The 22,201-nt window shown below is 59.1% G+C and carries 22 protein-coding genes and 1 pseudogene; 18 read left to right on the top strand and 5 right to left on the bottom strand.

Going from position 1 to position 22,201, the window contains the following annotated elements:
• Positions 1-5: 5 nt before the first annotated feature.
• Positions 6-140: pseudogene (locus tag SSKA14_RS24285) on the bottom strand (DUF3693 domain-containing protein); the annotation flags it as partial.
• A 417-nt stretch (positions 141-557) separates the two neighbouring features.
• Between SSKA14_RS24285 and SSKA14_RS23835 the strand changes: the two are divergent.
• The 10 genes from SSKA14_RS23835 to SSKA14_RS13180 all read left to right on the top strand — a co-directional run bounded on the left by SSKA14_RS23835 (position 558) and on the right by SSKA14_RS13180 (position 6,406).
• Positions 558-728 carry a hypothetical protein gene (locus tag SSKA14_RS23835; protein WP_008265676.1) on the top strand — a complete coding sequence of 57 codons (171 nt, stop codon included), beginning with the start codon at positions 558-560 and terminating at the stop codon, positions 726-728.
• Positions 718-1,002 carry a hypothetical protein gene (locus SSKA14_RS13210; RefSeq protein WP_157635950.1) on the top strand — a complete coding sequence of 95 codons (285 nt, stop codon included), beginning with the start codon at positions 718-720 and terminating at the stop codon, positions 1,000-1,002. Before SSKA14_RS23835 ends, SSKA14_RS13210 begins: the two co-directional genes overlap by 11 nt.
• A complete protein-coding gene (locus SSKA14_RS23830; protein WP_157635949.1) occupies positions 999-1,214 on the top strand; it encodes a hypothetical protein in 216 nt (71 codons plus the stop codon). Before SSKA14_RS13210 ends, SSKA14_RS23830 begins: the two co-directional genes overlap by 4 nt.
• Positions 1,207-2,319, top strand: a complete 1,113-nt coding sequence (locus tag SSKA14_RS13205) for a replication initiation factor domain-containing protein (RefSeq protein WP_008265467.1) — start codon at positions 1,207-1,209, stop codon at positions 2,317-2,319. Before SSKA14_RS23830 ends, SSKA14_RS13205 begins: the two co-directional genes overlap by 8 nt.
• Complete coding sequence (locus tag SSKA14_RS13200) at positions 2,316-2,618, top strand: single-stranded DNA-binding protein (protein WP_008267421.1); 303 nt, start codon at positions 2,316-2,318, stop codon at positions 2,616-2,618. The genes SSKA14_RS13205 and SSKA14_RS13200 overlap by 4 nt, the downstream gene beginning before the upstream one ends.
• A gap of 125 nt (positions 2,619-2,743) precedes the next feature.
• On the top strand, positions 2,744-2,947 hold the full coding sequence (locus tag SSKA14_RS23455; RefSeq protein ID WP_083797365.1) for a hypothetical protein: 204 nt from the start codon (positions 2,744-2,746) through the stop codon (positions 2,945-2,947).
• Complete coding sequence (locus SSKA14_RS13195) at positions 2,944-3,195, top strand: hypothetical protein (RefSeq protein WP_008264943.1); 252 nt, start codon at positions 2,944-2,946, stop codon at positions 3,193-3,195. The genes SSKA14_RS23455 and SSKA14_RS13195 overlap by 4 nt, the downstream gene beginning before the upstream one ends.
• A 126-nt stretch (positions 3,196-3,321) precedes the next feature.
• On the top strand, positions 3,322-4,893 hold the full coding sequence (locus tag SSKA14_RS13190; RefSeq protein ID WP_008266001.1) for a hypothetical protein: 1,572 nt from the start codon (positions 3,322-3,324) through the stop codon (positions 4,891-4,893).
• Positions 4,894-4,898: 5 nt separating this feature from the next.
• Complete coding sequence (locus SSKA14_RS13185; RefSeq protein WP_006445348.1) at positions 4,899-5,213, top strand: DUF2523 domain-containing protein; 315 nt, start codon at positions 4,899-4,901, stop codon at positions 5,211-5,213.
• A complete protein-coding gene (locus tag SSKA14_RS13180; protein ID WP_040007731.1) occupies positions 5,210-6,406 on the top strand; it encodes a zonular occludens toxin domain-containing protein in 1,197 nt (398 codons plus the stop codon). The genes SSKA14_RS13185 and SSKA14_RS13180 overlap by 4 nt, the downstream gene beginning before the upstream one ends.
• 9 nt (positions 6,407-6,415) lie before the next feature.
• Here the strand turns inward: SSKA14_RS13180 and SSKA14_RS13175 are convergent, their stop codons facing one another.
• Complete coding sequence (locus SSKA14_RS13175) at positions 6,416-6,721, bottom strand: hypothetical protein (RefSeq protein WP_040007729.1); 306 nt, start codon at positions 6,719-6,721, stop codon at positions 6,416-6,418.
• A 67-nt stretch (positions 6,722-6,788) separates the two neighbouring features.
• Entirely contained in the window at positions 6,789-7,127 is a 339-nt protein-coding gene (locus SSKA14_RS13170) for a DUF3653 domain-containing protein (protein ID WP_008265067.1), read from the bottom strand.
• Positions 7,128-7,481: 354 nt separating this feature from the next.
• Between SSKA14_RS13170 and SSKA14_RS24335 the strand changes: the two genes are divergently transcribed.
• Complete coding sequence (locus SSKA14_RS24335) at positions 7,482-7,676, top strand: hypothetical protein (RefSeq protein WP_083797428.1); 195 nt, start codon at positions 7,482-7,484, stop codon at positions 7,674-7,676.
• 33 nt (positions 7,677-7,709) lie between these two features.
• On the opposite strand, the gene SSKA14_RS13165 is transcribed toward SSKA14_RS24335, so the two are convergent.
• The gene (locus tag SSKA14_RS13165; protein ID WP_040007728.1) at positions 7,710-8,630 is read right to left on the bottom strand and encodes a DNA-binding protein; all 921 of its coding nucleotides are present in this window, start codon (positions 8,628-8,630) and stop codon (positions 7,710-7,712) included.
• Positions 8,631-8,733: 103 nt separating this feature from the next.
• Between SSKA14_RS13165 and SSKA14_RS13160 the strand changes: the two genes are divergently transcribed.
• The 6 genes from SSKA14_RS13160 to SSKA14_RS23435 all read left to right on the top strand — a co-directional run bounded on the left by SSKA14_RS13160 (position 8,734) and on the right by SSKA14_RS23435 (position 20,330).
• A complete protein-coding gene (locus tag SSKA14_RS13160; RefSeq protein ID WP_040007726.1) occupies positions 8,734-9,819 on the top strand; it encodes a site-specific integrase in 1,086 nt (361 codons plus the stop codon).
• Positions 9,820-9,865: 46 nt separating this feature from the next.
• Complete coding sequence (locus SSKA14_RS13155; RefSeq protein ID WP_040007724.1) at positions 9,866-10,486, top strand: hypothetical protein; 621 nt, start codon at positions 9,866-9,868, stop codon at positions 10,484-10,486.
• Between the two features lie 2 nt (positions 10,487-10,488).
• Positions 10,489-12,393: a caspase family protein gene (locus SSKA14_RS23445; RefSeq protein ID WP_157635948.1), complete on the top strand. Its 1,905-nt coding sequence runs from the start codon at positions 10,489-10,491 to the stop codon at positions 12,391-12,393.
• 1,343 nt (positions 12,394-13,736) lie between these two features.
• Positions 13,737-15,476, top strand: coding sequence for a hypothetical protein (locus SSKA14_RS13145; protein ID WP_157635947.1), 1,740 nt, complete (start codon positions 13,737-13,739; stop codon positions 15,474-15,476).
• Between the two features lie 172 nt (positions 15,477-15,648).
• A complete protein-coding gene (locus SSKA14_RS23440; RefSeq protein WP_157635946.1) occupies positions 15,649-19,392 on the top strand; it encodes a wall-associated protein in 3,744 nt (1,247 codons plus the stop codon).
• Positions 19,393-19,397: 5 nt separating this feature from the next.
• Positions 19,398-20,330, top strand: a complete 933-nt coding sequence (locus SSKA14_RS23435; protein ID WP_232281398.1) for an RHS repeat-associated core domain-containing protein — start codon at positions 19,398-19,400, stop codon at positions 20,328-20,330.
• Between the two features lie 808 nt (positions 20,331-21,138).
• On the opposite strand, the gene SSKA14_RS13130 is transcribed toward SSKA14_RS23435, so the two are convergent.
• A complete protein-coding gene (locus SSKA14_RS13130; RefSeq protein ID WP_040007720.1) occupies positions 21,139-21,753 on the bottom strand; it encodes a hypothetical protein in 615 nt (204 codons plus the stop codon).
• A gap of 61 nt (positions 21,754-21,814) precedes the next feature.
• On the opposite strand from SSKA14_RS13130, the gene SSKA14_RS13125 reads away from it, so the two are divergent.
• Entirely contained in the window at positions 21,815-22,114 is a 300-nt protein-coding gene (locus SSKA14_RS13125) for a hypothetical protein (RefSeq protein WP_040009666.1), read from the top strand.
• The last annotated feature ends 87 nt before the right edge of the window (positions 22,115-22,201 follow it).

Here is a 22,201-nt window from a genome sequence, read left to right as displayed (position 1 = left end):
GCGCGAGCGACGCTTGGTGCTGCGACGACTACCAGCATCAACACTGCCGCCGCCGCGCTGAGCCTGTCCAGGACCGAGCGCCACACCTTGCGTTCGACCGGGGAGGTGGCGCGTTCGGCGTGTAGCTTGGCGATCCACATGGCCCCATCGAGCTTTGCTAGCTCGCAAATCTGCGCAATTCGCTCATCCGGCACCGGGTAGAGGCCATTTCGCCATGCGCTGATCACTGCTCGGGTGATCCCTAGCTTTTGGCTCAAAACGTTGTCTGACGGGATACCTGCGCCCTTTTTGGCGGCATCAAGCATTTCCTGAACGGCGGTCATGTCTTAGGTTCCCTTGACAGGCTTGTATTAGGGCAACTATACATGCGCCGTGTCTTAGCTTGCCTAGACACCCCGTCACCGGCACCCCAAGGCCGCTGGCGGGTTCTCTTGGGGCTTGGGGTAGGGGTGCAGCATGGAAGATCTGCTTGTTGCTATGGCCGGTGGCGTACTCGTGGTGCTGGGTGTCGCCTGCATCCGTGCCGACTATCTCCGCCGCAAAGGGGGCCTCAAGTGATGGACCCTTTGATCGCATTCGTGTTGGTGGGTGCAATCGCCGCCATCGCATACGGCGTTGCCACTTTCCCGCGCAAGGCAGGCGAGCTGCTCGCAGCCATCGCTCCTAAGCCTGCCGCTGAGGCCTCGTTGATTGCCCAAGCATCTGCCGAGGTGAAGCATGGCCGCTAAGGTCAACCCCCGCTTCTACGAGCCCGTGCGCTCGACTTCTCCCCTTGAAGCCGTGATCCACGGCGTGATCCAGATGGAAAAGCTGCGCTACACCATCGAGCAGCGCCTGCCGGGTGGCGCCTGGAATCACAAGAGCGACTACGGCAACGACGAAGCCCATGCGCTGCGTAATGCCCGTTGGTTCCGCCAGATTCTGCGCGGCAAGGTGGATTACCGCGTCTGCGCGTGCGTGGGCGAGGCCAAGGCCGTGATCTTGGGTGAGGTGTCCCTGTGATTACCGATATCACTCTCCGCAAGCGCGGCTCATTCAGCAACTCTGCCGCATCGCGACGCGTTCGCCGCGACTTCAACCAAGCCTTCGCCGGACGCGACTTGGCCGCGACTCTTCGTGCTGCTGCCCGCGAGCTGGAAATTGCAGCATCCAAGCGTGGTGATCTGCTTCAAGCGGCGCGCTTTGCTGAGCTTTCGGAGGTGGTCCGTGGCTGACGGCGCGGCAGCGACGGCAGGACTCCCCGCGTCTAACAGGGGAGTCAGTGAATTCAGCAACCCCGAGGGAACCCTGACGGTCGGCATTGACTGGTTCTCCGCCTCTATCGATCTTTTCGTCGCACTGCGTGAGACGGGGTTCCTCGACCGCGACACACAGGACGAATCCCGGGAGTGGATCGATGCCTGTGCGGACAACGCCCGCGTTGCCGCGCTCCACGTGTTTACGTGGTTCTTCGGTGGCCTCGGCCTTGAACTGGATGATGCGGCCGGTGGCGGCCGCTTCTACAAGTGGCGCGTCAAGATCATCGACGCCGAAAAGAAGTTCGTCGGGATGATTGAATTGGGCGGTGAAAATTGCCAGCGTATCGACGGCACGATCACCGCTCGCATCGAGCTTTCCGGCGAAGGCTGCAAGTACGTTAGCGCAGCGCGCTGCGGCCATGCGCAGCGGTGGCTGGAGCTTCGAGCGAAGCTCGAAAGCTGCGCGGGCAGAATTACCCGTCTCGACGTGTGTGCCGATGATCTGCTGGGCAAATATCCACTGCGCCTGGCACAGAAGTGGTACGACGAAGGCCAGTTCGATCAGCGTGGGCAGCGCCCCAAGGCGCGCTTGGTTGACGACTACGACAGCGGCGACGGCAAAACGTTCTACGTGGGCGGCAAGGCCTCGGAAAAGCAGCTGCGCGTCTACGAAAAGGGCAGGGAGCAGGGCGACAAGAATTCGCCATGGGTGCGCTATGAGGCCCAATTCCGCGCCTCCAATCGCAAGGAATTGCCGCTCGACCTGCTGCGCGACCCAGCAGCCTACCTGCTCGGCGCCTACCCGGTACTGCGCTTCCTGCGCTGCGTGTCTACACGGATGGAAGTCACTAAGGCAGCTGTAGCGGCCACGTTGCAAAGCGCATTCCGCAACCTGCGCCGCCAGTACGGCGCCACGCTCAACGTCATCACCAAATTCTGCCCTGACACCGACTCATTGCGGGCGGTCATGGAAACCTGCACTTCGCCAACGCTGCCGAAGTGGTTCAACGGGAATGTAGCAGCGCATTGGGCCGACACCTCGGTCCTACAACCACCAAACCTCAAAGGGGTCTACGCATGAGCATCAAGGTCACCGTCCTGAAAAGCGAAATCGACGAACGCGGCGGCAGCTTCAAGAGCGACAAGGGTGAGGATATCGCCTACACCACCCGCAAGCAGAAAGCGCGCCTTGAAACGGATGGCTTCGCCTATCCCTTCGACGTGCGCCTGCAGGACGGCCAGCCGGGCTACCCGCAGGGCGATTACGAGCTCGATATCGAGTCGATGCTCCAGGTCAACAAGGGCGTGGCTTCGCTGAGCAAGTTCACTGTGCTGCGCCAGCTGCCCAAGGTGGCACCGCGCGCCCCGTCGCAGGCCTAAACCGTGGGCCTGCTCATCTACACCACGAACCCTTACGCGCTGCTAGCCATTGGCTTCTGTCTCGGCGTGGGCACTGGCATTGCCGCAATGCGTGCGGCGAATAAGGCGCATAGGGAGCACTGAGCATGGCCCGAGTCCTCACCTGTATAGATCCGTCGCCAGCAAGCGACGGCTCTTGCGCCCAATCCGCGTGGATCGATCAAGCCACGTGGATTGACTACTTGCCGACCGTGGAACAGGCGAACACGGTCGGTTTTGCCATCTTCTGCGCACTCGCGATGCTGGCAGCCTTTCGCCTGATCAATCCAAGAGAGAGTGATGACGTATGAACAAGCGCAACCGTGAATCCCTGATCCTGCGCGCCAAGCACAAGGCATCGTCCATCAAGTCCGGAGTTGTGGCGGCTGTTGCCACTGCTGCGGCTCTGCCGGGCTTCGCCTTCGCCCAGCAGACCGCAACGTTCGACCCCGCATCGGTGCTGGCCGGCATCGCCGCAATGCTGGCGGCCGGCATCCTGATCTATACCGCGTGGGTGGCGGCCAAGTGGGCGCTGAAGGCCTTCGGCATCGTGAAGTAAACCCGCATCTGTGCGGCCGGGGGGAGGCGCCTCCCCCCTTGTTTAAAAGGGGAACGAAATGGAAGGCTTGATTCTTCTGATCGTGTGGTTGCTTGGCGCGAAAGTTCTAGCGGACGGAATGCGGTAATGCGTTGGCTCGCTCGCATGTTCGCCAGGGCAATTGTTCGCCGCATTGCGTATGTCGTCATTGCGGCTTTGATTGCTCATATGGCGGTGTCCACCGACGCGCATGCGGCTTCCGATTGTCCTACGGCTAGTGGCGGTCAGAGTGGCCGAGTATGTGATCAAGGCGTCGCTCTGACGATGTGTAAGGCGGCAGTGGCAAGGACGGTTGCGAATTTCAGTAGCGGCTCCAATCAATGGGGTACGCCGAAGGTGCTGAACGACTGCACGGGCGGCACACCTGACGCACAAGGGCAGGGCATCTACACATGCGCAGTAAGGGAGGGCCAGAACGGCGGCGTTGTTCGTTGCTATAACGCGGCGGGTGATGTTGACGGCCAATACTTCTACTTCGCAGGTAGCTGCGCTGCGAGAAACGGGAACAAGCTTGCAGACGCCGCGTTGGCCTATTCGCCGTCGCCAACTTGCATCAGCGGTTGCAAGGTTCAGGGTGATCCGTTCACGTCACAAACAGGCGGCGTGAAGCTGTACGGGATGCGTAACCGGACGTATACCGGCGACACATGCCAGGCGCAGAACATCAACGCCAACGAAATCAATCAGCCCAGCGAATCCGGCAAGGACAAGGAAGAGAAAAAGCCCAAGGAGCCGGAATGCACTGCTCTTGGCAACGGCCAGACTGGTTGCCAAAAGCCGAACGGCGACTATTGCGCAACTTCCTCAACCGGTAAAACGTTCTGCTGGACCCCGAATGAGCAGGGCAAGAAAGCGGACGGACCTGACGCTCAGTCTCGCGATGAGAAGGGCAAACCTGTCGCGCCTCCGACCACGCCACCCGCGCCTGACAAAGATTGGCAGCGGACCGAGGGTCACCAGCAGGAGGCGTGCATAAACAACACATGTGTCACCTACAACGTGACCAACTTCGGAAGTACCGGCAAGGGGAACGCCAAGAACTCATCCGGTGACAACACTCCTGACGGCAGCGGCAACACGAGTGGCAACGGCACGCCGGGGAAGGGCAGTGGCAATAGCGGCGGCAAGGACGGCGAGGGGGATTCAGCGAGCGACAGCGGCAACTGCGATACGCCCCCGTTGTGCACTGGAGACACGTTGAAGTGTCTTCATCTGCGATACACGTGGAAGAGCCAGTGCAACACCACTAAGGATGAAATTGCGGGTGGCGAGAGTTGCTCGGCCGTTCCTGTGTGCATCGGAAAGGGCTGCAAGGCGCAGGAATACGCATCACTTCTCCAGCAGTGGCGAGGGCGATGCGCTGCGGAGAACGATCGCGCAAAGCTCTCTAGCGATGCTGCGGCCGGCGCGGCAGATGCGGCCGGGGATAACGAGGCTTCCGCCGTTTCCGATCTATGGAAGAAGGGGCCAGGACAAGACGGGCAGGGCCTTGACCGAAACAAGCTGACCTTGGGCGGCGGGGAGCTTTTCCCTGCGATTGACATTATGGGCACCTCCTGGGCACCGCCAGCGCAGCTGTACTCGGTGCTTCAGATGATCCGGCAATTGGTCATTGCGGCCGGTGCGCTGGCAGCGATGTACATCCTCTTTAGGAAGTGACTTCTATGGCTTGGTTGTCGTTCGATAGTCCGATGCTCGGCGGTTTGGCCGGGATGCTCAACAAGCTCATCAAGCTGCGTGCTGGGCTGTGGGTGGCGAAGATCCTTTCGACGCTTGGCTTAGGCTTTGCCGCGCAAGAATTCATCTATGAGCCGATCATTCAGCAGGCGATAACGGCGTGGAATTCCGTGCCGGGATACATCGCCAATTGGGTGCATGCGCTCGGCATCGATGTTTTCGTGTCGCTGTGCCTGAGCGCCTACGGAATTCAGGGCGCGTCACGCATCTTCCTTTCGCGGAAATATGAGAGCCCGACGTGATCGGTGATACCGCCTCAATTTCGTTGCTGACAGGCTTGCCGGGCTCCGGGAAGTCGCTGCGCATGGTGCAGCGTATCGCCGACTTGGTAGAGCAGGGGCAGCACGTCTTTACGACGAACATCAACGGTATCAACGTGCCGGGCATTACGCAGTGGGCGGACCCTACGGATTGGCGTTCGTTGCCAGCCGGTGCGGTGTTGTTCGTTGATGAGGCTCAGCAGTATTTTCGTGCGCGCCGTGGTGGCGACCCGCCCGAGTACATCAGCGCTATGGAGACAATTCGGCATAGTGGTGTGCGGCTGGTGCTGGCTACCCAGCAGCCCAACTACCTGGACACGCATCTCCGCGGCTTGGTGGGCTTCCATGAGCATCTGTTGCGCCAGTCAGGCAAGGAAAAGACCTTTATCTTCCGCAACCATCAGGTGATGGATGAGGTTCGACAGGGCCTGAAGCGCATCAAGAGCCTGTACGACCATGAGATGTGGACGCTACCGGCGAAGTACTTCCAGTACTACAAGAGTGCGGAGATCCACACGGTTAAGTACCGGATGCCCGCGCTGTTGAAGAAGGCGCTCATCATCGCCCCAATCGCGCTGGTGCTATTCGCGCTGCCCTTCGGCTACATGGCCTACACAGGGCTGAAAAAGAAGGACGAAGCGGCCGGGTTGAAGGAGGCGGCGGCTTCGGCGCCGCCGACTGACCCGGCCGGTCGGCCGTCGCGCAATGCCGGTGGTAGGTCTGAAAGCCGGTCGGCAGAAGAATACGTCCAAGCGATTACGCCGCAGGTGGCCGACGTTGCATGGTCAGCGCCGGGGTATTCCGGTCGTGAATTCCGGAGTGATCCGCACATCTTCTGCATGTCGACGGAGAACAGCTGCCGGTGCGTGACGGAACAGAACACTCGGCCGGTTGTGCCGGTGCGGGATGACATCTGCCGCGACATTGCACGCTGGGGTGAGTCGTACAACCCGTTCAAAGATCCGCAGATTGCGCGCCAGGGCGATGGGCGGCCAAGGCCGGATCAGCCGGAGGGCGAGGGTAGGCATGTTCCGGCTGCGCAACCGCAGGCCACAGCATCCGTGCAAGGGGTGGCAGTGCAGCGCGGCGACAGGGCGATGGGTAGTTTCCCTGAGTCACCGCAGCATCAGACGTCTTCGTACATGACGACCCCCACAATTCCGACAAGGCTGTAGCTGGCCAAGTCAGGGGCTGCGGCAGGAAATGGCGCGCCCGTTTTTGGTGAGCGATTCGATCCCTTGCTCAGTACGGACCAGATAGACGCCGCCCCGGCAGCTGACGTTGTCAGGCACTGGCATCCCGTCGAGCTGCACTGTTACGGGTTGGGTGTGTTCCCGAACGATCACAGTCTCGGGCTCGACCGTTGGGCACACCCGACGGTCGTTTCTCTCTTGCGCCAGGACACCACGTGTCGCCATCAGGGCGAAGCCTGTGCCTATCAGGGCCATTGCGAGCATACCGCTTGCCACCTGCCATCCAGCCTTGTCCATGCGCCCCCCTGATCGTCCTGCGCGCATTCTAGCCGGGGTGTAGGGGCAGCGCCCCTACGGAAGCGCCTCACACGCGCTGGCGGCGTTTCGGCCCCGGCACCGGCAGGACTGCTGCGGGAGGCTCGGCGTCGGGGCCAGCCATCGCCACCGATGACCGCGTTTTCCGGCGCTGCGCCAAGGCATCGGAGAGCTTCACCACGCTGGCGGCGTTGAAGGACAAGGGCTTTCGGGGCTTGCCGATCGCACGGTCGCTTTCCATCATCCGACGCCATTCCTGTGCTTGGGCAGCGGTGAGCGACAGCCACGCCAGATCCTGTGGTTCCAGCTCGCGGCCTTCGGGGGTGACCAGTCGGCCAGCCTTAAACGAAAAACCGGCCCAAGGGCCGGTCAGGTTCCGATCACGCACAATCAGGCTCCATGCCGCAGTGGGATCAGGGGGCGAGGCAAGCGGCGTGCCAACCAGCCTCGCAGCAGCTTGAACATAATATACATTATGCGAAATGCTGTATCGGGCCACTGTGGCTTTCGTGTCCTCCGCATGGCAATGGTGTCAGTTTTCTTGATTCGTGTCCTTTTGCTTAGGATCGTGCCCGTTGTTGATTCTATTAGGAATTTTGAGGCGCTCAGGGACACGATCCTGAGTATGCAAGCATTTGTCGACTGTCGCTGCCTTCGCTCCTGTTCCTAACGTCCACTCCCTCTGCCTGCCACTAGATCTGCTGCGATTCTATGCATCAAACAGTTGGAGTACGCTCTTTCCATGGTCAAGCCCAATTCCAGCAGTCCCGGATCTGAGTCAGCTGAAGTAGCCGAGAGCTACAACCAGTGGCTCCGAGCAAAAATTGAGCGCGCAATTGCCGATACGCGACCGGCGATTCCTCACGATCAAGTGGTGGCGCGTGTGCGGGCGAGAATTGATGCGGCCAGGATCCGTCGGAATGCTGCAGAAGATTGATGCATTTCTTCACGAACCCCTAGGCGGTTACGCTCACGTCGACTTCGGGCTCTGCCGCTGTGCGCGCGACCTTGGGGCTGCCTCCTTCGGTGTGTTCCGCTTAAAGGCTGCCTCCAGCTGTGCCGGAAGTTCTCGCAGGCTGCTGAGTTGCTTCTCAAGGGCCTCGCATCTGCCCCGGAGAACATCAGCAGCTTGACCGGCCGAGATCGCTGCAGATTGGGCTGCATGCAGCTCCTTGCGTAGCTGCTCCTCAATTGCCCTCTGGGCTTTGGCCTGATTGTTGAGTTGAGCCTGGAGATCTTTCGCCTCTTGGCGAGATCGGTCCACGTCGCTGAGCGCTCGATTCTCAACAGATCTGACGTACTCGGTCCAGTCCTCTCGCTCAGATTTCGCCGTTTCCAGCACTTCATGAAGCCGGGCATCAAGTTGCTGTCTTGCTGCCTCGGCTCGATCGGCTCTCCGAAGCCCGAGATCCCGCTGCTCCGTGAGCTCTGAGATCTGCACGTTCAGATGGTTGACCAGGCGCTCCAGTTCTGCGGCTTGCGTAGTAGCAACGCGTTCTCTGGCGACGGCGGCGCCGCGCTCAGAACGCATTTGACTCAGTTCGTCATCCACCGCCTGTGACCTGGCATCCAGCGCATCACGTTGGGTGGCCAGTGTCTGCTCAGTCTCTGCGAACTCACGAAGAGCCGCATCCTTGGCATGCTTCAGCGCCAGCTCCCACCATTGCCCAGCAAGTTCTGCCAGCACAGCTGGTGCGTCATCAAAGTCCGGACGCCGTGGCTGCAGGCGCGTGCCGAGTCGGTTCCACCACGTCTCCAGCCAGCGAGTGACTGTGTTCGGTGAGCCGGTCCCCAAGTGAGCCCGGATTCGCTCGACGGTTGGGCGCTCGCCCTTGGCCACCAGTTCGTCGGCGGCAGTGTGGACGTCAGATTCGGTGATGCCGCGAGCCATACGAAGTCTCCTGTACTGATGCCCCACTCTGCTGATAACGTACTCGCGATAAGTGATGATTATCGTGGGTATGATCTTCCAAGCGTAGCCTACATTACATAGTATGAAAGATATTTCTACAGTTCCCACACTTGCCGCGACGGCCACCAGCTTGGTCCTGCCCGAACAGCTGGCCCAACAGGCTGCCGATGCGGTCCGCGAGCTGCTGGCCGAAGCCGCAGCCGAGAACACCACTCGCAGCTACACCAGTGCTCTGCGCTACTGGGCCGGCTGGCATACAGCGCGCTACGGCATCGAGTTGGCGTTGCCGGTACCCGAAGCCATCGTGCTCCAGTTCGTAGTCGATCACGTACAGCGCCGCTCGACCGACGGCGAATTGGCCTGGGAACTTCCACCAGCCGTCGATCAGGCCTTGGTGGCCGCTGGCCTCAAGGCTAAGGTCGGCCCGTGGACCTTGGCGACCGTGCGCCATCGCGTTGCCGTCCTGTCCACCGCGCACCGCCTGAAGCAAGTGGCCAATCCCTGCGAGCAGCCGGCAATCCGCACCGTACTCAGTCGCGCCGCGCGGGCCGCGGTCAAGCGCGGCGAACGCCCACGCAAAAAGACTGCAATCACCCTGGCCGAGCTGGAGGCCATGTTGGCCACCTGCAACGATAGCCTGGAAGGCATTCGGGATCGCGCCCTACTCTCCTTTGGATTCGCCAGCGGTGGCCGTCGGCGTAGTGAGATCGCCGCAGCCGACCTGCGCGACCTGCGTCGGATCGGCGAGGCAGGCTACATCTATCGGCTCGAGCACAGCAAGACCCAACAGGCCGGCGTTACCGCCACCTCGACGCCAGACAAGCCGGTACTGGACAGGGCCGCTCTCGCCCTGCAGGACTGGCTGGAGGCGTCCAGGATCACCGAGGGGGCCATCTTCCGGCGGCTCTGGAAGCAGCGCGTCGGCCCTGCCCTGTCCCCCGCTGCGGTGGGTGAGATCGTGCAACGGCGGGCCCGCCAGGCCGGGCTGGAGGGGGATTTTGGTGGACACAGCCTGCGGTCAGGGTTCGTGACCGAAGCGAGTCGCCAAGGCGTGGCGCTGCCTGCCATCATGCAGTTGACCGAGCACCGGTCAGTGTCGAGTGTGGTTGGGTACTTTCAAACAGGCGGCGCTGCAGCAAACCCAGGCGCTCGGCTGCTTGAAGGCTGAGTCGAGCAAGCATTCTGTGACGCAAATTTCTTATCTGGAATAATGTATGGATAGATTTTATTTTTCCATGAAGCGCGGTGCCAAGGAGTTTATGGACGCGTTCACTCAGACGTTGGCAGAAGCGCACCGCGAGGCAACGCAGAAATTTGTGTCTGGCAAGAATGTGCACCACCTACGGCACGGCGCTGGATGGAGGCTCTGGAGTGCAAGCGAGAGATCAGATAGCGATTCGTTTAAGGTCCACTCGACGGAGATACAGACCAGCCTCGAAGACATAGCGGATCACAGTGTTGAGGGCCTAGCAACCGCTATGCGACGGGCAAAAGAAGAAATGGAGGCGCAGTTCGCAGTGAGCTTCTATGGCGTTATCAGTGATACCTGTGAGTCGTCCGGGAACGTTGTCTCGGCGGGTTCCCAGACATCCTTGGCAGAGACATTCTATGAAACAATTGACAAGGTGGAATTCGGCGTCGATAGGTTTGGCAACGTGCAACTCCCTGCTCTCCATGCAGGCAAAGAAGTGATTGGTAAAATGCTCCATGCCCTTGAGACCGCGCCGGATGATTTCAAGAAGAAGTTTGAAGAACTAAAAGAGAGGAAAACTCAGGAGGCTCTCCGGCGTGAAATGGAACGAAAGGCACGCTTCGTGAGCTACGGAGCAGAATGATGATGAGGGCTCTTCTGGCAATTGGTTGTGACACTTATGATCATGTGACTTCCCTCTCGGGGGCGGAAAGGGATGCCGATAGAGTTTTCAATGCCCTTCTGAATGCAAACTTTCCATTCTATGATGCGAATCGATCGGTTCTACTTCGCTCTCCGTGCACCGACGTCGTTCGGCTGGCTCTGAAGGAGCTCCTTTTCGATGGTCCTAAGCTTGACGTATTAACCATCTACTTCGCCGGACATGGCAAGGTGGCGAATGGGGGCTTTTTCATTTGCCTGCGCGATACACGACTTGGTGCACTGTCTGTAACTTCTTTGTCGTTAGGGGACTTGTTTCGTTACATCAACGAAGCCAAGCCTGCCCAGACAAACATCGTGATAGATGCCTGTGAAAGTGGCGGCCTAATAGAGGATCTGAACGTTCTTCTCAAGGGAACCTTGTACGGAGAGGCTGGAACACCGGGTATCACCTTGTTCGCTGCGTCTGCAAGTAATCAGGTTGCCAAGGAGACTGCCGAAGGAGGGTTTGCAACTCAGGCGCTCGTGTCGTACATAACGGGGGAGAAATTTCTTCGAGACGATAGTCAGACACTGGATCTGCTGGAGGTAGGTAGAAGAATTCACGAGGGCCTGAGCGTGATCGGACAGAGCCCTGTAATGTGGGGCCTGAACCTCTACGGTCCACCGCAGTTCTGCATCAATCCCAACTACTCTTTGAATGATAGCGAGCTGCGGCAGGCGCTGAAGACAGGCGGCGACACATATGACCAGCCCACTCAGCGTGAAATATCAGACTTGTGGAAAATTCACTACACCCTCCCCGAAGTTTGGGAACCCAGAGTTTTTGTTGACGCACTTAGCGCATGCCTCGAGGCATTTGGCTCAGATGGCAGTCGAAGGGGCATGCTCGCTAGGACATATTACGAAGCCACTTGTTCTCGAATAGTCGGAAGCAGCGAGGTCATGCTGCGATCGGAGGTCTGTGCAGCGATGCTGGCGGCTCTCCTACCTTGGCTGCATGACGCGCAGTGCTATCAGCTTGCTCGCGATGTGTGCGATGACTTGGTGGCAGAATGTTCCTCAGCGCAACTGAGTATAAGGAGTATTGTATCCGAAGATAGGCTTGCCATGCTCCGGCATCCTGGGGGCGGGTTGGCGGATCTATTCAACCACCCAATAAGAATATCTGCCCTGATGGCTTGGACAGCATTGCCGGTTCTCGCCTCGGGTGAGGAGGCAGGCCCGGAGAGTGTGGCGAGTTTTGCTGCATGCGTTGAAGAGCTCTTGAAGGCTTACCCGGCATGTATCACTGTTGTTTGCGAGGAGCAAGCGCCCACCATTGCTGTGACTGTTTCGATGCTCCTTTTGACGGGAAATCAAGCTCTAGCAGAAGAGGCGCTTGGCTACTATTTCTCCTCCTTGACCGACTCTCGATCGCGGATCGCCGCGAGTTCTACAGATGGGAAGGCTGCCTTGAGCTGCCTTGCTTCCGTACAGGGCCGTGCGGATGAGTCACTCTTTGAAGGCGCGGCGAATCCATGCGAAGCATTGGCGGTGGTTCTGCGACTAGGTCACGTCGCGAATCTTGATGACTTCTTTGATCCTTATCTTTGGCAGCTAGACGGAGCTGCCGGTGTGCTCTTCGTTACCGATGCTTGGGCTGAGTTCTCAGCTGAGAGAATTTCACAGGGGAGAAATTGCACATTTGAGATTGGTCGAGATGTCTTTCGAATCGCCCAGTTGGCTGACGTAGATATATCTGCCTCTCCCTCTGACCTCGTCCAGCGGCTCGCTGTCGTGGCTACTTCACTCCTCTTTCCCGATAGGGTTCCTTGGTTCCTTGTCGAAGAGGCGTTAATTCGAAATCAGCAATCGCCCTTCCCGCAGACGAGGGCAGAAGGTTCGTGACATGGCATTCGATCTCTTGTGTGAAGTATCCCGTCGTTACCATGGTCTCATGCGGGACGGCAATAAGTACTGACGGTGACCGGTATTTCCAGCGAGGCCGAAAATCTGGGCGATAGCGCTGGCGCCATAGTCATTTTGTATTAAATTTTCAGGAGCGTGGTTGACATGCTTTTCTCCTCGCTGATGAATCTGAGCTACGCCGAATCCGGCAGAATTGAGCTCGATGCGCTACGCCAGGCACTCCCCTCCACTCCTGAGGATGTTCTCGAGCAAGTTTATGCAGACCACGGACGTAACTGCGCATTCCAGAAGCAATATGGACACCTCGACATTAGTCGCATAATGTGGCAGTTGGAGCTTGTTCCCGCCGAGGAGATTGTCGCCTGTACCTTGTGGCGGGAATTTCAGGATTGGTTCGATAGTGTGGCTGCGCGAGTCAATGCCTTTCCCAGCCAGGGCTGGAACTGCATCGATGTTCGCTCCGACGTCCGCCGGAGTTGGGAAGGCGAGCGGACTTGGATCAGGCCTCCTATCCTTCTGAGTGGGGCCATTGCTCCCTTAGCCCCAAGATTGCATCTTGTCGAGGGGCACACCAGGATCGGATTGCTTAGAGGGCTCATTGCGGCGGACGTGCTGTCCGGCATGTCAGAGCACCTCGTATGGATTGGAAGAGCCCCCAGTTCTTAGTTGCCGTCGCAAATACCCGAGCCGCCCTTGGTCACGAGCGGCCCACTGCCCTACCCCCGATAAATCTTCCTAATCAGCGGATGATCTTGAGCGTGCCGCAGTCCCGAGATGGAAGATAGGCCGGGCTCGAATCATAGTGCCAGCCCGATCGGCTTCAAGGTCCCAATTCTCTCCTGGACACTTGAACACGCACCGCCTTTTTTGCGTAAACCAAGCCAGCAGTCGCTCTGCCCGCCCCCCCCCCCAATCGCTGAGGTAGCCAGCACGCGCACATGGCGCAGAAGTTCTGTCTGGGCCACGGTTGCCTTGAGAACGCCAGATCGACCCCGATCGGGTTGGACCACGCATGGGTACAGGCTGTCACTCTTTGCATATCCCTGATCGTGGTTGGAGGAGCAAACCGAAGCCAGTTGCGCGCCGTCACTTCTTGAGCTAGTGTCCGCCGCATTGTAAGGGGAACGTAACTGTCATTCTCAAGCGCCGCTATCGCAGCGACGGCAGTTCGTGCGTAAAGCGCAGTAAGTGATGCTCTCTTGGCAGCGTTTGTCCATACGATGCCTCGTTGCTATCCGATAAGTCCTGAAGTTGTCTCGTTGCAGACGTAGTAGTCACCGGATCATGTCTGGCCGCTCGGCCAGCGCTACATGGAGACGTACGTGTCATTGCATTCGAAAGTCATCAGCACTGTCCTCAATCTACTTTTGCTGACACTCGCTGCCGCTGCTCAAGCACAGACTGGCGCGCCACTGACCTCATCGCAGGCGGGCGTCTTCTACGAAGACAAGCTCAAGGGCCTGAGCGAACTTACGGCGTTAGGTAATGACCTGTTCGGTGACAAGGTCAGTCTCTATACGGGCGGCATCCAGTTCACCCAGGTCGACGTTGATCTGCCTGGAAACAACGCGTTGCCAATGAAGTTCTCGCGCACATTGAGGATGGGAGGGCGCCGGGACACCCCCAGATCAATGAGGGACTGGGATTTTGACCTCCCATACATTTCAGGCATGTTTGGGAACAGTGGCTGGGTATCCATGGTGCCGGGCGAGCCACTACGTCGTTGTTCGATCCCGCTGAATTCGCCCCAACAGGCCAGCGCCCCATCCGAGTATGTGAGTAGCGGGCAAGGAAACGTAGGTTTCTCTTTTGACCCTCACTTCTTCTGGGGCGGGCTCTCCCTAAGCCTTCCTGGGAGCGACAGCAAGCCTATGATCATCATGGCTGCGGGTGGCAAGCAACCAACCGACGGTCGTGCCTATCACTGGACCACCGCCGATCGCTGGGTATTTTCCTGCCTCCCGAGCACTAGTAACGGCGAGAGCGGGGAGGCCTTCATGGCGCATGCTCCCAATGGGGACAGGTACTGGTTCGACCGCATTGTGGCTTTCTCCCGCGGGACCATGACCGCGAACTACGGTAATGGCTTCTTCAATTACACGAGTACGATGGGGCTACGCGAGTTCCGCGCGTTGCCGACCCGTATCGAAGACAGGAACGGCAACTACATTACATTCACCTACTCCCCAAATCAGGTCGTGATGAGCGCGAGCGACGGTCGCTCCATTACCGTGAATTTTGGCACTGACGGCGTAGAGAGTGTCGTCGCCAACGGCCGCACTTGGAACTATGAGTACGCCGGCAGCACTGTCGATCGCAAGCTCACCCGTGTGGTTCTTCCAGATGGCTCAAGTTGGTCATTTGATGCCGGAGCTGCGTTTGATAGCCCCATCGGCGGCTGGAGGAACTGTGCTGATTTTGTGCCGTTCACACCAGGCCCAAGCTCATCCGCAACGGTGGTCATGACTCACCCTTCAGGAGCCAGGGGCACATTTGAAATGAGCTACCGACTTCATGGCAGAACCAATGCACCGAACACCTGCCGGCCGTTCACGCAGATCTTCTATCCGGTTGAGTCCCACCTTCTGACCGTGCTGGCACTGAATCGTAAGGTTATCTCAGGGGCAGGGCTCGCCACCATGACTTGGAACTACCAGTACACGCCGCTTGCTGCGAGCTTGGACACCGGACAACAAGTGTACTGTTCGACTACGCCGTGCCCCGAAACGCGCGCACTCACCGTAACCCGGGAGGACGGCAGCTGGGATCGGTTCACCTTCAGTCAAAAGTACGGCGATCTCGAAGGCCAGCTGCTGAGCGAGGAACGCGGCAATACGCAGGGCGTGCTGCGACGGATAGACATCCAGTACCGGCGGAGCTCGGACGGCAGCTACGGACGGATTGGCAGCAATCCTTGTTGGTCATGCTCAAAGGAAGAAGAGCTACCCAAGCCACTGGAGTCGCGGACCACTACGCAGGATGGGACTACATTTCTCTATCGCGTGGACCAGTTTGATACCTATGCAAGGCCGCTGAAGATCACGCGATCCAGCTCGCCCTGAGGGTGAGCTACGACAGGCAGTCGAATAGCAGTGCTCCAGCGCTGCGGCGCACAATTTAGGGAAGCGTATGGCTCGTAAACCTCCTCGTAGAAGCACATGCTCGCACAAGACGCTTCTCACAGCTGCCCTGATCGCAACGGCCTGCCCTCCTCAAGCCTTGGCCGCCACTACGTTGGAAACCCTGAGCTACCATGACAACGAAAGCTCATGGATTCTGGGCCAAGTTGCCACCAGAGCGATCAATGGCGTCCTTGCCGATCAGGTGGCGTTCGATCCTGTCACCTCTCGGCCCGCGCAGCTCTGGGCATTTGGGAAGTTGACCCAATCGCTTGGCTATAACACTGATGGCACCGTCGCATATGTGCGCGATGGAAATGGGAACACTATCGGGCTGAGTTCTTGGAAACGTGGTGTTCCGCAGCTGATCAGCTTCCCTGATGGCACAACGCAAACCGCTGTCGTGGATGATCACGGCTGGATTGGCCAAGTCACCGATCAGAACGGATTCTCGACCGGATATCGCTATGACGCGATGGGGCGGGTGGCGGGTATTGACTACCCGAGCGGAGATAGCACCGCCTGGAGCCCTCTGAACCAGAGCTTTGTTCAGGTCATGGGTGACGAGTACGGCATCGCGGCCGGCCATTGGCGAAAAACAACCATCACCGGCAACAGGGTTTCCATCGCGTACTACGACGCACTGTGGCGTCCGCTGATTGTCTCGGAGTATGACGCCACCGACCCAGGCACCATCAGATTCACCGGCAAGGAGTACGACAACGAAGGCAGGACGGTGTTTTCCTCCTATCCGGCGGCAACAGCCAATAGTGACCGTGGCACTTGGACCGTCTATGACGCACTGGGTCGTACCACTTCTGTTACCCAGAACTCCGAGTTGGGTGACCTTACCACCTCGCTCAGCTATCTCCGAGACGCGTCAGGCGTGTTCACCCTTGCCCGCAATCCCAGGGGTGCCGAGACCCGGACGTGGTATCGCATGCTGGATCAGCCCTCCTTCGACGGTCCTACGCGGATCCTTCAACCGGAAGGCGGGCTGACAGTCATTGATCGCGACGCCTTCGGAAAGCCGCTGAGCATTCGCCGCAGCAGCGCGGATGGCAGCCTGGAGGTTACGCGAGCCTATTCGTACAACGCGGCCCAAGAGTTGTGCCGGACAGTAGAGCCTGAGACAGGAGCAACACTCGCCGGCTACGACGGCGCTGGGAACGTCGCCTGGTCTGCGTCCGGCCTCCCGAGTAGTACCGGCTGCGAGCCAGACGGCAGCTCGGCGTCGGTTGCTCCGCGACGCGTTTCCAGATCGTACGATGCGCGAAATCGCCTGCTCGCCTTGTCGTTCCCGGACGGCAATGGTGACCAGATCTGGAGCTACACCGCCGACGGAAAAGTTGCCCAGGTCACCACGCGTAATGATGCTGGTAGTAGCCAGGTGGTGAATACCTACAGCTACAACAAGCGTCGCCTTGTTACCGGAGAATCGATCGAACAGACGGGGATGCCTATACGGTCCGCTGGGTACGTCTACGATCCGCACGCGTCCTTGTCTGGTGTTCATTATCCAAGCGGGCTTAGCGTTGACTACGCTCCCAACGCGCTGGGCCAGCCAACACGCGCGGGCACCTTCGTATCCAGCGTCACGTACTTCCCTAATGGTGGCATGAGCCGGTTTGTGTACGGCAACGGGATAGTGCACACAATGCAACAGAACGGAAGACAGCTTCCAGCCAGTGTTTCCGATGCGGGGATTCTCAACAACACCTATGGCTACGACGCCGCCGGCAACGTAGCGCAGATCGCCGATGGCTTGAACGCAGCGCGCACTCGCTCGATGACGTATGACTCGCAGGATCGCCTGCTATCCACCCACTCAACCGCCTTCGGCGGCAATGGACAGCTAAGCTATAGCTACGACGCCTTGGACAACATCCGTACGGTCAGACTTGAAGGCCTTAAGGATCTTTCCTACTGGTATGACGCCAACAATCGCCTGACCAACATCATCAACAGCAACGGCTCGACGGTAGTCGGGCTCGCCTTCGACGTGCAGGGAAACCTCTCTGTCAAGAACGGTCAAGGATTTCAGTTCGACTACGGCAACCGACTTCGCACAGCGGTCGGCAAGGAAAGCTATCGATACGACGGTAGCGGACGAAGAGTCCTGTCCTCGGCCGACTCCGGTACCATCGCATCTTTCTATGGAAATGACGGGGTGCTTCGTCGACAAGACAATGATCGTACCGCGAGCAGCGTGGAGTACATCTACCTAAATGGAAGTCTGGTCGCGAAGGCCGCCACATCGACGGCACCCGCCAGCCCGGTGATCAGCGCGCCCGCCCAGAGTTCTAGCGGAAATTACACTGTCTCCTGGTCAGAGGTGGCCCAAGCCAGCCGGTACGATCTGCAAGAGCAAGCAGGCGCTGGCGCGTGGTCCAACATGTATTCCGGACCTGACCGGACGAGAGAAGTGACCGGCAGGGCTGGCGGGTCTTACGGCTATCGTGTGCGAGCCTGTCGTGCTACTGCCTGCGGTGGTTGGAGTGCCACTGCTATCACTTCGGTCCAGTCGCTTCCTTCAGCTGGGCCCTCCGTAAACGCGCCTGGGCTCTCAATAGACGGCAACTACAGTGTCTCGTGGCCAGCAGTAGCCGGCGCCCAAACTTACAGATTGGAGGAGTCCGCCGCAGGAAGTGGATGGGCCGAGATCCAGAATGACGCCATCCTCTCCCGCTCCTTTGTCGGCAAGCCCGATGGCACATTTGCCTACCGCGCACGCGCCTGCAACGCCGCCGGCTGCGGTGATTATGGTTCAACGGCGTCGGTGCAGGTCCTGCGCGTCCCAGGATCACCCGCTGGATTGAGTGCTCCTGCACTGTCTGCGAACGGTGTCTACACCGTCTCCTGGTCTCCAGTCTCCGGCTCGAGCAACTACCGACTGGAAGAAAGCAGCGGTGGCTCCACCTGGATCGTGGCGGCAACAGGCCCGGCGACAGTGAGGGAATTCTCACAGAAGCCAGATGGAAGCTACGCCTACCGTGTGTCCGCCTGCAACAGCAGCGGATGCGGGCCGAGCACCGGCCCCGCGACTGTGCGGGTGGTTCGTGCTCCGACAGGCACTTCAAGCCTTTCCGGCCCGGCGCTATCAAATGATGGAAGTGTCGCTCTGAGCTGGTCGCCGATTCCCCTTGCGACGACATACAGGCTCTTCGAAAGCGTATCCGGCGGCGGGTGGAATGCCATCCTCAATAGCGGCAGCACCAGCGCGACATTGACTGGGCGCGCAAATGGAAGCCTCAGCTACAGCGTTGCCGCTTGCAACGATGGAGGCTGCGGGCCGCAGGGCCCGGCGCTGAACGTGGTAGTGATGCGACCACCGTCAGAGCCGGCGCTATCGGGGCCGGGTAGCTCCGGCACCGGCAGTTACACGATCAGCTGGAACGCGGTTGATCGAGCCAGTAGCTATGTAGTTGAAGAAAGCGCGAATGGTGGAGGGTGGACGGCGGTCTATAGCGGCGGGAGCACTTCTGCGGTCATCTCCGGTCGCGGCGACGGCACCTATGCATACCGGGTCGCCGCATGCAATCAAGGCGGTTGCAGCGGCTACAGCGGCTCAGTTGCGGTGGCAGTGAATGTTCCGCCCGTAACACCAACCGGACTCACCGCGCGCTTCGTCGTTACTAATGCATTCCCGCCGTGGCAGGTGCGCTACTTCGTCAGCTGGAACGCAGTGGCCGGGGCCGCCTGGTACGAAGTTTCAGGAAGGGGAACCTATTCGGGACCTGCCACATCGGTGCAGATCGACTACACGGGCGTTCCTGCAGGCGCCACGTTCCAGGTGAGAGCATGCAAGCCCATAGGGTGCTCGGCCTGGGCACCCGCCGTTTCCGCAACTGGAGGGTAGTACGAATGAACCGAGCCGGCATAGCTACCCGCCACATGACCTCATTGATGCTGATCTTCGGGGCGCTCAGTCCTGAGGTGTATGCACAGGCGACAGTCACATACGTTCATACCGATGCCTTGGGAACCCCAGTGGCTGAGTCGGACGCATATGGAAATTTGATAGCTGATTCATTCTATGACCCATATGGGGCCATGCTCGTTGCAGGTAGCGATGATCAGCCAGGTTTCACCGGCCAAGTGTCCGATGCGCAAACAGGACTCAACTATATGCAGCAGCGCTACTATGATCCTACGATCGGGCGCTTTCTATCGGTCGACCCAGTGGCTGCTCGACCACGCGGGGACAATTTCAATCGCTATTGGTATGCCAACAGCAATCCCTACACAAACCGAGATCCCGACGGCCGCGAGTGTAGCGGCAAGGGCTGCTGGGTCACTGTTGAGGAAAGAGCGGCCGCCGTGTCGGGCGATTGGAAGGCGTATTATCAGTTGGCGGGATCGGGTGGCGACAGATATGCAGTACGCGCGGGCGAAGTGGCCAGCAACAGTGGCGCCACCCCTCTGAATGGTCGGCTTTCAGAGCTTACTAACAAATTTCTCGCAGATTCCATTGCTAGAAACATGGGCGCCGACCCCAGGACTATGACAAGCACACAGGCAATTGCGGTCGAGTTCAGAATGGAGGCGATAAGAGTTGGTCTTGCAAAGGCGCATGTGCAGGCGCTGGATCAGGCGGGCGCCACCGAGAAGAACCCGGTGATGTTAGACAGGAGTGTCATCGGAGAATTCCACGAGCGAGTCTTCGAGAGAAATGGAGCTGATCCCAAGGTGTTTGGCGGATACAAGACGGATGCCTTGGAGGCCGTAATCAATGTTCTTGGCTCAACGACGCGAGACGTATATGACTATTGCCCTCAACCGAGTTGCAGCAACTAGATTCTTGGTGTGTGTCGTGGCAGTTCTTGGATCTGGGTGTGTAGATTCGCCTACTTCATACCGCGTGGAAGGTGCAAAGACCGATTTTTGTGTCCCTAGCGACCTAGATGCGACGCCGTCCCGGCGGAGTAATGAGGATCCTGTGGTCGGCGGCTTTACGCTGCATGGCTGTTACTCCACCCATAGCGAGGCTTGTATCGGCCCCGATAATTTGATCGCGGTAGCGGTGGTAGCCAAATCGTACTTTCCTGGCAGAAGGTTTGGCGACCTCCCCCAAGGATCCCATCTGCGTACGAGCGCTATTGAAGGCTGGCAAGAAGCGAAGATGCTGGCGAAGGGACTGCTTGCCGTTCCCGACGGTGGCGACAAGAGCCACTTTTTCGTATGGCGCCCGAGTGCTCGTGCCACCACACAACCGTTGGATGACGATGAGCTAATGGCATCCTGTGACACGTTGGGCAATGTTTCCTGCAGTCGTGTACTTCATGGGGACGACTTTGCTGTGACCTATTCCTTTGTCACAGAGAAGGAAGTTCCGAACGACTTCAGTTCATTAGACAAGCAAGTCCTGAGTGAGGTCGAGCGGATGAGATGTAGCAGATAGAACTCTGGCTCGATCAAGTCCCCAGTATTGAGCCCCTGACCATGGCAGTATTTCATGCGATTGTCACTGCCCAGAAGTGGCCACCTGTCCTACCCCTGATAAACATCCCTTATCCATGACTGACCTTGGGCCTACTGTGATCCCATGGAGATGAGAGATAAGGTGCGGGCGCGCTTTGGCGTTAGCCCGATTGACGCCAACGACCTATATCTCTCCAAGATCCTTGATCAAGGCCTGCCCCTTCTCCAGGAAACCAGCTAACAGCCGTCCTCCAGCGACCTGTCGCCCTACGCGTTCATTGAGCCAGGTAGCCTGGACCTTGCCAGCCGCAAGAACGTCGGCTGGAGCGAAGCTATCCGGCCTGCCGGCCAGCGGTTCCCCAGGTGAAGCCAAGCCCCCATCGAGGGGCTGCACTATCGTTGGCCTGGAGCTGTCGCTCTTCGCATAGGCTGTGGCCACCATCCGGCCTCTCTGCGGCGACCAGCCACCCAGCACCAGCTCGGTCCCAAGCTTTTCGACCGGCAAGCGAGCCTCGGCTGCAGCCCTCACGTAGTTCGGCCACAGTTGATCCACTAGCAGGCCCAACTCGGCGGAGAGCTGCTCCATCGTGAAATCAGCACGGAAGCTCGCCTGCAGAGCCAGCTCATAGACGCGAATGAAGAACTGCGTGGAGCCGCGCGCGGCCATCACAAGGTTGTGCTGCGGAACCAGCAGCAACTTCGCGCCAGAGGAACGGGCTCCGGTCTGGGCATCCTCTGCCAAGGTGTCAACAGCAACGAGGAGCTGGTCAGCACGCAGCAAAACGTTGAGGATGCTCATTGTGTACGCCCGGTGGCCCACACAAACTATCCATCCTATTCATGCGCAAGTCGAGCCCAATATGACACTCACCTTGGAGCAGATTGCTGAGCGACTGCGCGCGTGCGAGGTCGACTTGGAAGCCCATCGGGCGTACCTCAAGGCAATGGAATACGCGCTTGGCGCCACCATCGCCACCCATAACGATCCGCCATCACTGGCCCGCATGTGGGACCTGATGCTGGTAGAAGCGGCGGACGTTCACGCGGGCAGCAACGGCCCTGTTTTCACCGCTGCCCTTCAGCAGTCTCTTCGGATGCTGACCGATCAGATCTCCTCGATCGCTCCCAGGGCTACCAATCAGCGCCCAGCAGACCAGTAAGGATTCGCTCAAGCTCGGCGGCGGCCTCCTGCTGGGAGCCCACTTTGATCGAAAGACCGCTTTGCGACGGGCCGGGCCTGGTCTCAA

This window comes from Stenotrophomonas sp. SKA14, assembly GCF_000158575.1.
Taxonomy (GTDB): Bacteria; Pseudomonadota; Gammaproteobacteria; order Xanthomonadales; family Xanthomonadaceae; genus Stenotrophomonas; species Stenotrophomonas forensis.
The sequence above is the reverse complement of the archived record's forward strand: the minus strand, read 5'-3'. Positions and strand labels throughout refer to the sequence as shown.